The sequence below is a fragment of the Massilia hydrophila genome, from assembly GCF_020208145.1.
GTDB classification, from domain to species: domain Bacteria; phylum Pseudomonadota; class Gammaproteobacteria; order Burkholderiales; family Burkholderiaceae_D; genus Telluria; species Telluria hydrophila.
In genome coordinates this window covers 865821-881501 of record NZ_JAHYBX010000001.1, presented here as the reverse complement: position 1 = coordinate 881501, position 15681 = coordinate 865821, and the positions used below count along the sequence as shown (strand labels likewise).

14 protein-coding genes and 1 riboswitch are annotated in these 15681 nt (G+C 69.2%); of the genes, 8 read left to right on the top strand and 6 right to left on the bottom strand.

Annotated elements, in window-relative coordinates; translation table 11 throughout:
* Positions 1–49 precede the first annotated feature (49 nt).
* Positions 50–469, bottom strand: a complete 420-nt coding sequence (locus LE190_RS04015) for a hypothetical protein (RefSeq protein ID WP_224942316.1) — start codon at positions 467–469, stop codon at positions 50–52.
* Between the two features lie 274 nt (positions 470–743).
* On the opposite strand from LE190_RS04015, the gene ompR reads away from it, so the two are divergent.
* Both ompR and LE190_RS04005 read left to right on the top strand, forming a co-directional pair.
* Complete coding sequence (gene ompR, locus LE190_RS04010; protein ID WP_051306146.1) at positions 744–1445, top strand: osmolarity response regulator transcription factor OmpR; 702 nt, start codon at positions 744–746, stop codon at positions 1443–1445.
* A complete protein-coding gene (locus LE190_RS04005) occupies positions 1445–2860 on the top strand; it encodes a sensor histidine kinase family protein (RefSeq protein WP_225237487.1) in 1416 nt (471 codons plus the stop codon). Before ompR ends, LE190_RS04005 begins: the two co-directional genes overlap by 1 nt.
* Here the strand turns inward: LE190_RS04005 and LE190_RS04000 are convergent.
* Positions 2857–3807 (bottom strand): TIGR01777 family oxidoreductase, encoded by a 951-nt coding sequence (locus LE190_RS04000; protein ID WP_225237486.1) that lies wholly within the window; start codon positions 3805–3807, stop codon positions 2857–2859. The genes LE190_RS04005 and LE190_RS04000 overlap by 4 nt on opposite strands.
* Positions 3804–4346, bottom strand: coding sequence for a GbsR/MarR family transcriptional regulator (locus tag LE190_RS03995; protein ID WP_225237485.1), 543 nt, complete (start codon positions 4344–4346; stop codon positions 3804–3806). The genes LE190_RS04000 and LE190_RS03995 overlap by 4 nt, the downstream gene beginning before the upstream one ends.
* Before the next feature lie 205 nt (positions 4347–4551).
* On the opposite strand from LE190_RS03995, the gene LE190_RS03990 reads away from it, so the two are divergent.
* Both LE190_RS03990 and LE190_RS03985 read left to right on the top strand, forming a co-directional pair.
* Complete coding sequence (locus LE190_RS03990; protein ID WP_225237484.1) at positions 4552–5526, top strand: threo-3-hydroxy-L-aspartate ammonia-lyase; 975 nt, start codon at positions 4552–4554, stop codon at positions 5524–5526.
* Positions 5527–5638: 112 nt separating this feature from the next.
* A complete protein-coding gene (locus LE190_RS03985) occupies positions 5639–6037 on the top strand; it encodes a DUF4124 domain-containing protein (protein ID WP_224942327.1) in 399 nt (132 codons plus the stop codon).
* 10 nt (positions 6038–6047) lie between these two features.
* On the opposite strand, the gene LE190_RS03980 is transcribed toward LE190_RS03985, so the two are convergent.
* On the bottom strand, positions 6048–8975 hold the full coding sequence (locus LE190_RS03980) for an EAL domain-containing protein (RefSeq protein ID WP_225237483.1): 2928 nt from the start codon (positions 8973–8975) through the stop codon (positions 6048–6050).
* A 156-nt stretch (positions 8976–9131) separates the two neighbouring features.
* Positions 9132–10040 (bottom strand): PhzF family phenazine biosynthesis protein, encoded by a 909-nt coding sequence (locus LE190_RS03975; RefSeq protein ID WP_225237482.1) that lies wholly within the window; start codon positions 10038–10040, stop codon positions 9132–9134.
* 174 nt (positions 10041–10214) lie between these two features.
* Here LE190_RS03975 and LE190_RS03970 point away from each other — a divergent pair, with 174 nt between their 5' ends.
* Positions 10215–10502 carry an autorepressor SdpR family transcription factor gene (locus LE190_RS03970; protein WP_225237481.1) on the top strand — a complete coding sequence of 96 codons (288 nt, stop codon included), beginning with the start codon at positions 10215–10217 and terminating at the stop codon, positions 10500–10502.
* Complete coding sequence (locus LE190_RS03965; protein WP_225237480.1) at positions 10499–11149, top strand: SdpI family protein; 651 nt, start codon at positions 10499–10501, stop codon at positions 11147–11149. Before LE190_RS03970 ends, LE190_RS03965 begins: the two co-directional genes overlap by 4 nt.
* 72 nt (positions 11150–11221) lie before the next feature.
* On the opposite strand, the gene LE190_RS03960 is transcribed toward LE190_RS03965, so the two are convergent.
* On the bottom strand, positions 11222–11929 hold the full coding sequence (locus LE190_RS03960) for a glutathione S-transferase (protein WP_225237479.1): 708 nt from the start codon (positions 11927–11929) through the stop codon (positions 11222–11224).
* A 336-nt stretch (positions 11930–12265) separates the two neighbouring features.
* Here LE190_RS03960 and LE190_RS03955 point away from each other — a divergent pair, with 336 nt between their 5' ends.
* Together LE190_RS03955 and LE190_RS03950 are read left to right on the top strand one after the other, a co-directional pair.
* Positions 12266–13243, top strand: a complete 978-nt coding sequence (locus LE190_RS03955; RefSeq protein ID WP_225237478.1) for a DUF535 family protein — start codon at positions 12266–12268, stop codon at positions 13241–13243.
* A 106-nt stretch (positions 13244–13349) separates the two neighbouring features.
* Positions 13350–13458: riboswitch (TPP riboswitch) on the top strand.
* A 91-nt stretch (positions 13459–13549) separates the two neighbouring features.
* Positions 13550–15679: a TonB-dependent siderophore receptor gene (locus LE190_RS03950; RefSeq protein ID WP_225237477.1), complete on the top strand. Its 2130-nt coding sequence runs from the start codon at positions 13550–13552 to the stop codon at positions 15677–15679.
* The last annotated feature ends 2 nt before the right edge of the window (positions 15680–15681 follow it).

Below are 15681 nucleotides of genomic sequence, written 5' to 3'. Positions count from 1 at the left end.
CGGCAACGGCGCCCGCAGGCGCCGTCGTTCGAAGGGGGTGGGCGCGGCTTCAGCGGCGCCGTGCGTTGGGGTACAGGTCCTTGCCCGCTTCGTTGATCTGGCGGCGCAGGTCGCTGCGCTCGTCCGGCGTCATGCGGCCGCGGCGACCTTCTTCGCGCATGCCCTGCTCGCGCATCGCCTGTTCGCGCATGATCTGTTCACGCATCGCCTGCTCCTGGCGCCGTTCGTCGCGCCGCTCATCGCGCATCTCGTAGGCGCGCTGGTCGAAGCGCGGATCCTGCACGCGGCTGTCGTAACGGTCGCGCATCGGCGGCTGGCCGCGGTCCTGGCCGGCAGCCATGGCGCCGGCGGCAGCGCAGGCCATCATGCAGGCCAGCACACCATGGCGCACCAGGCCGGCCAGACGCTGGCCCTTGCCGCATGCGCGGACGGCGCTTCCTGCCTGGTTTTTGATAAACACGTCGTTCATGGTGTTCCTCTTCCGCGATACGATATAAACAGATAAGCTGTGCTCTCCACTTGCAGCCAGTGTAGGTGCATACCGTTCGAGGTGTAAGACCGAATGGGTAAAGTTTGTAACACAATGTAATGGCTGAGCCATATGGACGAGATGTCCAAACGATATGACGTTACCATAGCGACATGCTCCTGACAAATCCGGAATCCATATGAACACGACGAACAACACGGGCAATGCAAGCGGCGCCAGCCCAGGCAGCCAGGGCGGACACTCCGCGCGGATCATGGTGGTGGACGACGACGTCCGCCTGCGCGACCTGCTGCGCCGCTATCTGACGGAACAGGGCTTCCAGGTGGTGACCGCGGAAAGCGCGCCGGCCATGAACAAGCTATGGCTGCGCGAGCGCTATGACCTGCTGGTGCTCGACCTGATGTTGCCGGGCGAGGACGGCCTGTCGATCTGCCGCCGCCTGCGCGGCGCGGGCGACCAGACCCCGATCATCATGCTGACCGCGAAAGGCGAGGACGTCGACCGCATCGTCGGCCTCGAGATGGGCGCCGACGACTACCTGCCGAAACCCTTCAACCCGCGCGAGCTGGTGGCGCGCATCGGCGCGGTCCTGCGCCGCAAGGGACCGGACGAGATTCCGGGCGCGCCGAGCGAAACCCCGCAGACCTTCGAGTTCGGCGACTTCGTGCTCGACCTGGGCACCCGCACCCTCAAGAAGAACGGCGAGACCGTGCCCCTGACCACCGGCGAATTCTCGGTGCTGAAGGTGTTCGCGCGCCATGCGCGCCAGCCGCTGTCGCGCGAGAAGCTGATGGAACTCGCGCGCGGCCGCGAGTACGAAGTGTTCGACCGCTCGCTCGACGTGCAGATCTCGCGCCTGCGCAAGCTGATCGAGCCCGATCCATCGAGCCCGCTGTACATCCAGACCGTGTGGGGCCTGGGCTACGTGTTCATCCCTGAAGGACAGCCGCGCTAGTGTTCGCCCCACTTTCGGCGGCGCGCCGCGCCGCGCGCTTCGCCTGGTACCGCAGCGGCCTGTTCTGGCGCACCTTCCTGCTGATGGCGGCGCTCACCGCGGTCTCGATCGGTTCGTGGATCGGGATGATCAGCGTGTTCCAGCGCGGCCCGCAGGTGCAGCAGACCGCCGAGCTGGTGGTGTCGGTGGTGACCCTGACCCGGGCCGCCCTCACCCACTCCGCGCCCGACCTGCGCCGCGAACTGCTGCTGGAGCTGGTGTCGAACGAAGGCATCCGCATCCTGACCCTGAACGACGACGACCTGGTCGAGCCGCCGCCGGACAATCCGCTCATGCCCGAGATCGCCGCCAAGGTGCGCGAGCGCCTCGGCCAGCAGACCCGCTTCTCGAGCGGCGTGAACGGCGTGCCCGGCTTCTACATCAGCTTCAACATCGACGAGGACGAATACTGGCTGATGCTGGAACGCGAACGCCTGGCCGGACTGACGCGCGGACAGTGGCTGGGCTGGGCCGCGCTGGTGGGCCTGCTGTCGCTGATCGGCGCGGCCTTCATCTCCTCGCTGGTGAACCGCCCGCTCGCGCGCCTGACGGCGGCGGCGCGCGCCATCGCCAAGGGAGAGCGTCCGGCCCCGCTGCCCGAGAAGGGCTCGCAGGAGATCATCGAGGCCAACCGCAGCTTCAACCAGATGGTCGAAGACCTGGCCCAGGTCGAGAAGGACCGCGCCGTCATCCTGGCCGGCATTTCACACGACCTGCGCACGCCGCTGGCGCGCATGCAGCTCGAAGTCGAGATGGCCAAGCTGCCGCAGGATGCGCGCGAAGGCATGCAGTCGGACATCAACCAGATGGATGCGATCATCGGCCAGTTCCTCGACTACGCCAAGCCGACCGACGCCGCCACCTTCGTTGACGTCAACCTGAGCGAGATGCTGTCGGACGTCGGGCGCGAGGCGGGCCGCATCCGCGACCTGCGCCTGACGCTCGACCTGATGCCGGGTGTGCACGTGATGGGCAATGCCACCGACCTGCGCCGCGTGGTCAACAACATCATCGAGAACGCCCGCAAGTACGGCAAGACGCCGGGCCAGGACTATACCGAGATCGCGCTCGTCTTAAGAGTAAAAGCGACAGGCCACGGACGGCGCGCGGTGGTCGAGATCTGCGACCATGGCGTTGGGGTGCCGGACGACCAGATCAACCAGCTGCTGAAACCCTTTACGCGCCTGGACAGCGCGCGCGGCCAGGCCAATGGCGCCGGCCTGGGCCTGGCCATCGTGGAGCGGGTGCTGAGCCGCCATCACGCCGAATTCACGGTCGGCAACCGCGAGGGCGGCGGCCTGGTGCTGCAGCTGGCGCTGCCGCTGGCCAACCAGGGCCTGGCGGAGCGCTGGAGCGCGGGACCGAAACCCGTCTAGCGCAGGCTGGCCAGCGCCCCTTCCAGGCGCGGGTAGCGGAACACGAAGCCTTCGCGCTGCAGCCGGCGCGGCGCCACGCGCTGCCCTTCCAGCAGCAGGTCGGCCTGCTCGCCCAGCAGCAGGCGCACCGGCCAGCCCGGGGTCGGCACGATGGCCGGACGGCGCCACAGGCGCGCGGCGCAGCGGCTGAATGCCAGCTGGGTGACGCACTCGGGCGCCGTGACATTCGTTATACCGGCCCGCGGCGGGCCGGACGCTTCGAGCGCCAGCCGCCAGCGGTGCGCCATGGCGCCCACCACATCCTCGACATGGATCCAGGACATCCACTGGCGGCCGCTGCCCAGCCGGCCGCCCAGGCCGAGGCGGATCGGCAGCAGCAGCATGGGCAGCGCGCCGCCCCGTCCGAGCACCAGGCCGAAGCGCATGCACTCCACCCGTACGCCGTGCGCGACGGCGGCGCCGGCCGCCTCCTCCCATTCGCGGCACAGGTCCGACATGAACACCGGCTGCGGCGGCGCGGATTCATCGAGTTCGGTCGCGTCGCCGAGCCGCTGCACGCCGTAGTAGCCGATGGCGGATGCGTTCAGCAGCAGGAATGGCTTGCGCTCGGCGCGTGCCATCCAGTCCACCAGGCGCCGCGTCAGCGCGACCCGGCTGCGGCGCAGCGCGGCCTTGCGCGCCGCGCTCCAGCGCGGCCCGAGGATGCGCGCACCGGCCAGGTTCACCACCACGTCCACCGGGGTCGAGGGCGGCAGTTCGTCGAGCGTGGCGACCCAGCGCACCGCGCCGGCGATGCGCCGCGCCGCCTGCGGGTCGCGGCTCAGGCCGATCACGGCATGGCCGTCGTCCAGCAGGGCGCGTACCAGGTGCCCGCCGACGAAGCCGGTGGCGCCGGTGACCAGCACCGTGCGCTTGCAGGTGTCGAAGGAGATCGGCGCGGCGTTCATGGCTGCTCCTTGGCGGCCGGGCCGAGGAAGCGCGCCAGCTTGCCGCCCATCTTGACCATGCGCTGCACGGTCTGCGGCGGCAGGTGCTGGTAATCCTGGAAGCTGGCGCCGAGCATGTCGAGGAATGCGAGCACGGTCTGCATGCGCGCCAGCGTGGCGGCATCGAGTTCGCCGTCTTCCTCGCCTTCGATCGCGCACTCGCGCAGCACGCTCAGGGTGGGATCGATCTCGCGCCGCTTGCGTTCTTCGAGGATGACGCGGAAGATTTCCCACACGTCCTGCAGCGCCGCGAAATGGTCGCGGCGGTCGCCCAGCACGTGGCTGACGCGCACCAGCTTCCAGCTCTGCAGCTCCTTGAGGCTGGTGCTCACGTTCGAGCGCGCCACGCCCAGGGTCTCCGCGATGTCTTCGGCCGTAAGCGGGCGTCCCGCCAGGTAGAGCAGCGCGTGGATCTGCGCCACCGTGCGGTTGACGCCCCAGCGGGTGCCCATTTCTCCCCAGTGCAGGACGAACTTCTGTGCGGTCGGGCTGAGCGACATGATATTTTCCTTATTTCTGTTAATACTGAAATTAAAGAACAAAATGACGCATATGGCAAGCAATATCGCAAGCAAATATCGCAAGCAATCTGACAAGGTGGACGCACGGGCCGCGCGGGCCGGATTGAACGCGTGGGCAGGCCGGCACGGGGCGGCAGGACCTTGGCTATACTGGTGGCTTTCGACTTCTGCGAGCCCGACCGACATGCCTGACACCGCCCTCTCCTACCACGACGTCGAACTGGCGGCCGAGCGCCTGGCCGGCGCCGCCCACCGCACGCCGGTGCTGACCTCCAGTACGGCCGATGCGCGCACCGGCGGCACCCTGTTCTTCAAGTGCGAGAATTTCCAGCGCATGGGCGCCTTCAAGTTCCGCGGCGCCTACAACGCGATCGCGAAGTTCGACGCGGCCCAGCGCGCGGCCGGGGTGCTCACCTATTCGTCCGGCAACCACGCCCAGGCGATCGCCCTGTCGGCGCGCCTGGCCGGGATCCGCTCGACCATCATCATGCCGCTCGACGCGCCGGCGTTGAAGGTCAAGGCGACCCGGGAATACGGCGGCGAGGTGGTCACCTATGACCGCTACACCGAGGACCGCGAGGAGATCGGGCGCCGCCTGTCGCAGGAACGCGGCATGACCCTGGTGCCGCCCTACGACCATCCGGACGTGATCGCGGGCCAGGGCACGGCGGCCAAGGAACTGTTCGAGGAAACGGGCCCGCTCGACATCCTGCTGGTGTGCCTGGGCGGCGGCGGCCTGCTGGCCGGCTGCGCGCTGGCGGCGCGCGCGCTGTCGCCGCATTGCAAGGTGATCGGGGTCGAGCCGGAGGCCGGCAACGACGGCCAGCAGTCGCTGCGCAAGGGCGAGATCGTGCACATCGCGGTGCCCAGGACCATCGCCGACGGCGCCATGGTGACCCATGTCGGCGCGCACAATTTCGAGGTGATCCGGCGCGCCGTCGACGAGATCGTCACCGTCAGCGACGCGCAGCTAGTGCAGACCATGGCCTACTTTGCCGAACGCATGAAAATGATCGTCGAGCCGACCGGCTGCCTGGCGGCGGCCGCGGCGCTGCACGGCGTGGTCGACGTGAAAGGCAAGCGCGTCGGCATCCTGGTCAGCGGCGGCAACGTCGACCTGGCGCGTTTCGCGGAACTGGTCGCGACGGCATCGGCGTGAACGATTCCTGCTGGAATGGCGAATACCGTTCCAGCGCGCGCACGCGTGTGACAGCGAACAGAAGCGTGTAAGACGGGCGCGGACAATGGAGGCTCAATCCAAGGAGCCGACCATGAAGCGTCATCTGTGCCTCAGCATCCTCGCCGCGGCGCTGGCCGCGTCCGCCGTCCCTCCGGCACTGGCCGGCTCGGAGATCGTCAAGTGCGTGGGCAGCGACGGCCGCATCACCCTCACCGACCAGCCCTGCGCGGGCCGCGCCAGCACCGTGCGCCTGCCCGGCGGCGGCGCCGACGCCCCGTCCGGCCAGGCCCGGCACGATGCCGGCCGCGTGGCGCCCTATCCGCTGGCCGTCGAGCAGGGCGTGCTGCCGCCCCCGCCGCAGCGTAGCGCGGGCTTCGTGCGCACCCGGGGCAAGCCGCTGACGCGCGACATCGCCACCCTGAAGGCCGCGCGCGCCCAGTTCCTGCTGATGGATACCGGCACCCGCCAGACCCTGGCCACCCTCGACTGAAGCGCCGCCCTCAGCCGGGCACCAGGCCCGCGCTGGCCCGGGCATCGAGTTCGCCCAGCAGTTCGAGCAGCTCCGGATCGGTGATGAATTCCGCCGCCGAGCGTGCCGCCAGCAGGCGCTCCGCCGGCTGCGAACGGGCCACCACCCAGCCCTGCACGTAGTCGACCCCGATGCGCGCGAGCGTACGCACCGTGGCCGCGTCTTCCGCCCACTCCGCCACCGTCTTCATGCCCAGGTTGCCGGCCAGGCTGACCATGGCTTCCACGATCGCCACGTTGGCCGGGTGGGCATTGATGTTGACGATGAAGTTGCCGTCGATTTTCAGCACGTCGGCCGGCAATTCCTTCAGGTAGGAGAACGAGGTATAGCCGGCGCCGAAGTCGTCCAGCGCCACCTTCACGCCGAAGCTGCGCACCTGGTCGATGAAGCGGCGCGTGTTGTCCAGGTCGTGCAGGGCGACGCTCTCCGTGATCTCCAGGCACAGGCGGCTGGCCACGTGCAGGTACTGGCCCAGCACCGCGAACGTATCCTGCACGAAGCGCTCGTCGTTGAGCGAGGCGCCCGACAGGTTCATGCACACGAAGCGTGTATTGCCGAGGCGCTCGGCATGCTCGGCGATCCAGGCCAGGGTCGTGTTCAGCACCCAGCGGTCGATCAGGCTGGCGCGCCCGCTCTTCTCGGCCGCGGCGATGACGGCGCCGGCCGGCACCACCCGCCCGTCCGGCTCGTGCAGGCGCAGCAGCACCTCGAAGTTGAGCGTGTCGCGCGGGCTGCGCAGCGACATGATCGGCTGCATCTCGAGCAGCAGGCTGTCGGTGGCTCCCGGACCGGACAGGCGCGCCACCATGTCGAGTTCCACCTCGCGCTGGCGGAAGGCTTCGGCGCCGCGCTCGTACACCACCAGGCCTTCGCCGGTGCCCAGCTTGGCCTCGCGGCAGGCGCGGTCGGCGGTCGAGACCGCGTCCTTCATCGGGATGCCCGGCGCCAGCTCGATCAGGCCGACCGATGCGCGCACATGGAAGGCCTTGTCGCCCACCCGGAACGGCGTGCTGCCGAGCCGGTCGACGATGCCGCGGCAGATGATGGTGGCCAGCGCGATCGCCGTATCCGGCATCACGATCACGAATTCGTCGCCGCCCACGCGCCCGACCTGCTGGCCGCCGGCCAGGATCCCCGCCATCCGCTCGCAGACCTGCTTGAGCACCTCGTCGCCGGCCGCGTGGCCGAACAGGTCGTTGATCAGCTTGAAGCGGTCGAGGTCGACGTAGGCCAGGGCCATCGGCTTGCCGGCCGCCAGGGCGGCCGCCGCCTGCGCATATTCCTGCTCGATGCCGCGCCGGTTGAAGACCTTGGTCAGCGGGTCGTTATTGGCCATGAACTGCAGTTGCTCGGTGACCTTGTGCTTTTCGGTGGTGTCCTGCAGCACGCCCTCGATGCGCGCGCGGGCCAGGGTGGCGCTGACCTGGAAGCGCTGGCCACCGTCGCGGCTGCTCAGCTCCATCTCGGCCTCTTCGCGCGCATGCACGCGCTGCTGCAGGGCGGTCCAGCTGCCTTCGCTGAAGTATTCGCGCCAGGCGGTGCGGCCCGGCACGAAGCGGCCGATGCCGAGCATCTTGCGCAAGGCCGGATTGACACTCAGGAAGTGGCCCGCCATGTCGAGCGTGAACAGGCCGACCGGCATCGCCTGGTAGGCGTGCTCCAGCTCGCGCTGGGCCGCTTCGCGCTGCTCGGTTTCGATCCGCATCTGCTCGGCCACGGCGAGCGCGGCCAGCAGGCTGGACGCAAGCGCCGCGGTCACGCTGTTGATGACACCCAGCAGTTCGCGCATGCCCAGCGCGGCCGCCGCGACCTCGGCGATGGTGGCCAGGAAGCTCACCGCGAACGAGGCCGCGAACCACGAGGCGACCCGGTTGCGCGATTCGACGATGATCTTGAACAGGCCCACCGTCATCACCGAGAAGCAGCAAACCGTGATGCCCCACAGCAGCGGCAGATACATGCCGTAGGGCAGGAACATGGCGGCGGCCAGCATCGGCGTGCACAGCCATTGCATGATGCGCACCGGCAGCACGTAGCGCAGGGCCGCGATGTTCTGCTTCAGCAGGGCCTGGTACAGGGTCAGGGTCGCGATGCCATACAGCGTGATGGTGACCGAGCGGCTGCGCAGCAGCCAGTCCGAAGGGACGGTCTGGCCCAGCCACTGGATGTCCCAGCCGGCCGAGAGCGCGCCCACGCGCAGGTTCAGGATCAGCCAGCCTGCGAACAGCACGTACAGCGGCTGGCGGTTGATCAGGGCCGTGATCAGGACGAACAGGGCCAGCACGACCATGCCGCCATCGAGCAGGCCGGACTTGCGGTGGTACTGTTCGACCGACAGCGTGTACTGGGCAGCCGGCCATTGCAGCACCGACAGGCGGGCCGGGCCCGCGGAACGGACGCGGCACAGCAGCTCGGCAGGCAGCGGCTGCAGGTCGAGGACGAAGCCGGCCTTCGAGGCGGAGATCACGCCGCTGCCGCCGGCGCGCGTGGCGGCGCCGAGCGGGGCCAGGCTGGCGGCATCCCAGCAGGCCACGTCGAGCGCGTGGCGCGAAGGGAATTCGATCACCTGGCTGCCGCTGCGCGGCATCGGCTCGAAGGCGAACCAGACCGGCGCCTCGGACAGGTGGGTATCGTGGCCGCTCACCAGGCTGCTGGCGCGGAGGCGCGCCAGCGCCGCGCCCGGCGCCAGCGCGCCATCCTCCTGGGACAGCACGTGCATCGACAGCGGCACGTCGCCGCTGCTGCGGTACTGGTCGTGCCAGAACAGCAGGGCAAGCAGGGAGACGAAGCCGATCCCGAGCGGAATCAGGTAGTAGGCGAACAGGTTCAGCACCCACTCGACGACCGCGTGTGCAGCGAGCAGGAGCGAAGAACGACGTTGGGGTGTCGAGTTGGGCATAAACGGGAAGCAAGCGCTCGAAAACCGCAAACGGATGCCGACTGCGGTGTCAAAGCGCAAGGATACAGGCTTAGGCAAATACCGTCATGCAATATCTGGCAAACGGCGCGCAGGCGTCGCCGCCTGGCCGCATGCAGCCTGCCCGCCTGCCCCCCCTTAGGCCGGGCCGTCCATCACGCGCGCCGTGCCGGACACGCGGATCGAGGCACCCGGCGCCGGTCCGATGTCGGCGCGCAGGCGCGAGCGCATGCCCATATCCTCGCCTTGCACCACCTCGATGGTGCCGCCATGCGGCCAGCCAAGGTCGCGCAGGTAGCCGGCCAGGGCCGCGGTACCGGCACCGGTGGCGGGATCTTCCAGCACCCCGCCGGAAGCAAAGGGGTTCCGGGTATGGAACAGCTGCGGCCCCTCGGCCCAGGCCAGCACCACCGTCACCAGGCCGTGTTCCTGCATCAGGCGCCGGCCCGCTTCGAGCGCATAGGACATGCGCGCCAGGGCTTCGCGGCTGTTCAGGGCCAGCACCAGGTGGTCGGCGCCGGCATGGGCCAGGGCTGGCGGGATGCGCGGGTCGAGCTCGGCGCGGGTATAGCCGAACAGCGCCAGCGCGGCCTCGACCAGGGCCACGGGCGCCGGCGCGCTCCAGGTCGGCGGCGACTGCAGGCTGGCCGCCACCCGGGCGCCTTCGCTGCGGCCCTCGACCGAGATCGTGGCCGCGTTCAGCTGCAGCGTGTAGCGGCCATCGCCGAAGCGGCGCGCCAGGGCGGCGCCCAGCGCGATCGTCGCGTGGCCGCAGAACGGCACTTCGGATTCGGGCGCGAAGTAGCGCACCCGCCAGGCCTGCGGCGCCGAACCGGGACCGGCGCCGCTACTCCCGGCGGTCGCGGGGGCGGCGAAGGCGGTTTCCGAAAAGCCGAGTGCGCGCGCCAGCGCCGCCATCTGCGCCTGCGGCGGCAGCACCGCGCCGATCCACACCCCAGCCGGGTTGCCACCCGCGTCGCCGTCGGAAAAGGCGGCGATGCGTTCGATATCGTTCAGGCTGGCGGGTGGCGCTACGGCTGGCTGCATGGCGGTCTCGTTTCTGGTCTGGTTTGCGGGACCATCATCATAATCCGGCACCGCTCCGGCTGCAGGCGCAGCTCCGCGTGCCCCAGGGGCAGCCGGGCTGCCCCTGGAAAGCTTGACGCGGCGCAGGGGCGCTGCTAGTATTTCGATATTCATCTAATTAGAAAGCGATCAAACATGGGAGTGCCGCTGAACGAGGTGTTCAAGGCGATCGCCGATCCGACGCGGCGCGAGATCCTGCGCCTGCTGCGGCACGAGGAGATGAGCGCGGGCGACGTGGCGGCGCGGTTCGACATGACCAAGCCGACCATGTCGCACCATTTTGCAGTGCTCAAGGCGGCCGGCCTGATCACCAGCCGGCGCGAGGGACAGACCATCTGGTATGCGCTCGACACCACGGTGCTCGAAGACGTGCTGGCCTGGTCGATGGACATGGCGCGCGGCGCCAGGGGAGACAAACAATGAAACGACGTTTTATCGTGGTTTGCCTGGCGGCCCTGCTGCTGGGCCTGGGCATGGTGGCCGTGTTCTATGCGGAGCTGCCGGCACGCATCCCGATTCACTGGAACGGCTCCGGCCAGGTGGATCGCTGGGGCGAACGCCATCTGGTGCTGCTGCCTTCCGCGTTCGTGCTCGGCCTGGCGGCGCTGTGGCTGGCGCTGCCGAAGCTGTCGCCGCGCCGCTTCGCGGTGGAGTCCTTCGAAGACACCTGGTGGTTCAGCGGCATGGCCGTGGTCTGCCTGCTGGCCTACCTGCAGTGCGTGCACCTGTGGGCCGCGCGCGAACCCGGCTTCGCGGTGGACCGCGCCATCGTCGGCGGCCTCGGCCTGTTCTTCGTCCTGACCGGCAATGTGATGGGCAAGCTGCGCCGCAACTTCTGGCTCGGGGTACGCACACCCTGGACCCTCGCCAACGAACGGGTCTGGTATGCCACCCACCGCCTGGCCGGCAAGACCATGGTCGTCGGCGGCCTGCTGAGCCTGGCTGTGGTGCTGGCCGGCCTGCCCTCGCCGGCGGCGGTGGCGCTGCTGGTCGGCGCGGCGCTGGTGCCGGTGGCCTTCTCGCTGGTCTACTACAAGCGACTCGAGCGCGCCGGGACCCTGGAGGCGTAGCGCAGGCTGGGTGCGCTAGCGTGGGCATGCACGGTGGCCTGTCGATGGAACACCGCCCACAGGGAGAACGAACTATTCGTCCAGTTCCGGATAGTGGCGGAAGATGCCGTTCTGGTTGTACGGGATGCGCCGCGGCGAAGCCAGGTAGGCCGCGATGTTCGGCCTTGCCGCCACCCGCGCGTGCAGTGCCGCCAGCGCCGGGTACTCGCCTTCGAGGCGCTTCATGGCGTTCGGGAAGGCATAGCGCAAGCCGTCCACCACCTGGAACAGCGACAGGTCGGCATAGCTCGGCTTGTCGCCCGCCAGCCAGTCGCGCGGCTCGGGATTGGTGAGCAGGCGCGAGAAATAGCCGAAGAATTTGGGCAGGCGCGTCTCGACCAGGTCGGCGGCGCGGCGCTGCGCTTCCGGCTTCTGGTCTTCGTAGTAGAGCGAGGTGGAGATCGGGTGGTGGGTGTCGTGGATCTCGGCCACCAGGTCGGCGATGGTCAGCTGCAGCTGGTGCACCCACAGCCGGCCCGGATCGGAGCGCGGCGCCAGGCCATGGCGCTCGCCGAGGTAGAGCAGGATGTTGGCGACCTGTCCGATGGTCGCTTCGCCGGCGCGCAGGAAGGGCGGCGCGAAGGCCGGATGGGTGCCATTCTCGAGCGCCGCCAGCATGAGTTCCATGCCCCCTTCCCGGCGCGCCACGTCGACGTAGTCGGCCCCCGCTTCCTCCAGCGCCAGCCTCACGAATTCGCCACGGCCCTGGATGCCCGGCCAGTAGAACAGTTCATACGCCATCTCCGCCTCCGCTGTGTTTCGGTGTGCGGCAATTATCGGGGAGGATCCGGAAGCATGGCGCGCCAAACATGGTAACCTTGTCTGCATGTCAGGCGAAAACGACAAGTCGCACGAGCGACGCCACGCCAAGAATGAGAAAGACAACATGAATGCCCTCGCGACCAGCGCTTCCATGCAGCTCCCCGCTTTGCCGCAATTCCCCTGCGCCATGCGCACTCCCCCCTGCCCGGCAGGCGGCGGCTAGCCGCGCCCTGCCCGCCTTGAGGGCGGGCCCGAAGATAAAGACAGTGGCGCCGAGGCGGCGCCGCGCAACTTTACGCCGACTGGGAGCAACGCATGATACTGGCCCACCTGTCCTCCTCCTGGCGCGCACGGCGCCGCCAGCATTCGCCCGCCGCCTGGGTGCTGGGCGTCGTGCGCAGCCTGCGCGTACTGCGCTACTGGCGCGAACACCAGGCCCTGTGCCGCCTCGACCTGGTGCGCCGCCACGTGGCCGGCGCCCCGGGCGCGGACCTGTTCCGCCACCTGAGCCAGCGCAGCTACCTGGCGCGCGGCCTGAGCGTGCGCGAGCGCGTACAGTGCGTGCTGTCGCATTACCGCTTCGAGGACGCCAGCTTTGGCGGCGCCTACCACCAGGCCGTGCATGGCGGCAGCGGCCTCACGCTGTGGCAGCACGAAGCGGCGCTGGACGACGGTCAGCACGTGTTCAGCCTGCGCCTGCAGGCGGCGCGGCGCGCGCTGGCCGAAGGCGAAGGCGGGCTGGCGATTTCGCTGCTGGCCGACGGCAGGCCGCTGCACCGCCTGTGCTACAGCTGGGTCGACGGCGCACTGGCCGGCGCCGCCCTGCCCACCGTACCCTTCATCACGCGCAACGAAGGGCGCTGGCACGATGCGGGTGCCGCCTTCGCCGCCTTCGAGCAGGCCTTCCCCAACAATTCGCCCAGCTTCTTCTGCTTCGCCGCCATGCAGGGCCTGGCCCAGGCGCTGGGCATCGACCAGGTGGCGGCCATCAAGTGCGCCGAGCGGGTCAGCGGCGATGCACGCGCCCCGCAGCAGGCCGACAACGCCTACGACGGTTTCTGGCGCATCCTGGGCGGGATCGAGCAGCCAGGGCGCGCCTACCTGGTCCACCTGCCCTTCTACCTCAAGCCGCTGGCCGACATGCCGTCCAAGCACCGCAAGCGCGCCGCCCAGCGCCGCGAATGCTGGCGCGCCATCGGCGACGCCGCCCGCGGCACGCTGCTGCGCCACCTGGCGCCGGCCACGCGCCCGCGCACCGAGGCGCAGGCCGCGCCGGCCACCGCACAGGCCTGAGCGGCTCCTGCCGCGAGTCCCGGCCTTCGGCACCTGCCGCGGGTCCCTGCTTTCGGCATCGGCCCTTGCCACCTTCACCACACACGCCCGGGACCGTGGTACACTCGCGCCTCGCTAGGGGTCCTGGCGCGCGCGAACAGCGCGCCGCCGGGTGAGAGATACCCTTCGTACCTGATCTGGATAATGCCAGCGAAGGAAAGCGCAACGCAGTTCCCATCCTTGTTTGCCCTTCCCCCACGTTGGCTCCGGCTTTTTTATCAAAAGCAGCGCGCCCTGTCCGACGTGGCGCGCGAAAACGAGCAAACCATGACTTTCAAGCTGAAGCAATCCCTCCTCGCCTGCGCCATCATGCAGGCCTTCTCGAGCGCCGCCTGGGCGCAGCAGTCCGAGCCCGTGGCCTCGGTGGTGGTCACCGGCAGCCGCGGCCCCGGCAGCGAACGCGCCAGCATCGGCGGCTTCGGCGACGCCCCGCTGCTCGACACCCCGGCCGCGATTACCGCGATCGACCGCGCCCAGATGCTCGACCTGTCGATCCGCAACGTCACCGACGCGGCGCGCTTCGACGCCTCGGTGGGTGACGCCTACAACGCGGTCGGCTATGCCGAGCAGTTCTCGGTGCGCGGCTTCGCCCTCGACAACGCCAGCAGCTACCGCAAGGACGGCATCGCGATTCCCGCCGACACCCAGATTCCGCTCGAGAACAAGGAACGCATCGAGGTGCTGCGCGGCCTGGCGGGCCTGCAGGCCGGCGTGGCCGCGCCGGGCGGCATGGTCAACTTCGTCACCAAGCGCCCGACCAGTGCGCCGCTGCGCTCCGCGCTGGTCGAGGTGAGCGAACGCGGCACCGTGCACGGCTCGCTCGACCTGGGCGGACGCTTCACGGACCGCCGCTTCGGCTACCGGATCAATGCCGCCGCCGAAGACCTGAAGTCCTACGTGCGCCGCGCCGACGGCGAACGCCAGTTCGTCTCGGCCGCCTTCGACTGGCAGGTGACGCCGGACGCGCTGCTGGCGCTCGACCTCGACCACCAGCACCGGTCCCAGGTCACGGCGCCGGGCTACCAGCTGCTGCGCAACGAAGTGCTGCCGACCGGCGTGTCGCCGAAGACCCTGCTCAACGACCAGCCCTGGACCAAGCCGGTGGAAACCGACAGCAGCAACCTGGGCCTGCGTCTCGACTACCGTGTGAATGCGGACTGGAACGCGCAGGTCAGCGCCAACAAGCACTGGTTCAAGCGCGACGACTACACTGCCTTCCCCTATGGCTGCAGCTACGAGGGCGACGGTTTCTATCCGGGCTACTGTTCGAACGGCGACTTCGACGTCTACGACTACCAGAGCACGGGCGAGCGCAAGACCCCGTGGGGCATGCAGGCCATGCTGCAGGGCCGCTTCGCCACCGGCGCGGTGCGCCACCGGCTGACCCTCGGCACCGCGCTCTCCGAGCGCCACGACAGCTACGGCGAATATGTCTATGACGGGGTCGGCTACAGCAACATCTGGAATCCGCGCGTGGTGGACCCGGTCGCCCCCGATCGCCGCACCGGCCCGGTGATGGAGCGCCGCACCGACCGCGAGACGGCCCTGTTCGCGCAGGACGTCCTGAGCCTGGACGAGGGGCTCACGCTGCACGCCGGCCTGCGCTGGGTGAAGCTCAAGCGCGACGAGCTGGACGACCTGGAACAGGGCTGGGTGCATGCGCAGGACAGCTTCGTGCTGCCGAGCGTGGCGCTGGTCTACAAGCCGGCGCCGGACTGGAGCCTGTATGGTTCGCTGAGCCACGGCCTGCAGCACGGCGGCATCGCCGAGATGGGCACCGAGAACGAAGGCAGCGTGCTGCCGCCCGGCCGCGCGAAGCAGGCCGAACTGGGCGCCAAGGGCGTGCTGAACCGGGCGATGACGGTGTCCGCCGCCGTGTTCGACATCCGCCAGGGCCTCGAATATGTCAACGCGGCCAACTACCTGGTGCGCGCCGGCCGCCAGCGCCACCGCGGACTGGAGTTCGCGGCCCAGGGCCGGCTGGACGCCCGCCTGCAATACAGCCTGTCACTCATGGCGCTGCAGGCCAGGCAGACCGGCACCGGAGACGCCAACGTCGAAGGCAAGCGCGTGACCAACGTGCCGCAACTGCGTTCCACCGCCTGGGTCGAATACGCGGTGCCGGCCGTGGCGGGCCTGAAGCTGGACGCGACCTGGCAGTACGCGGGCAGCAAGGCCTTCGATCCGGAGAACCGCGCCATCGTCCCGGCCTACCACGTGGCCGCGCTGGGCGGGTCCTACGCGCTGCGGGTCGGCAATGTCAACACGGTGCTGCGCGCGCGTGTGGACAACCTGTTCGACAGGTTCTACTGGCGCGACGTGTCCCAGTCGCTGGGCGGCTACCTGCTGCCGGGTGCGCCGCGCACCTTCCGGGTGTCGGCCCAGTTCGACTTCTGAAC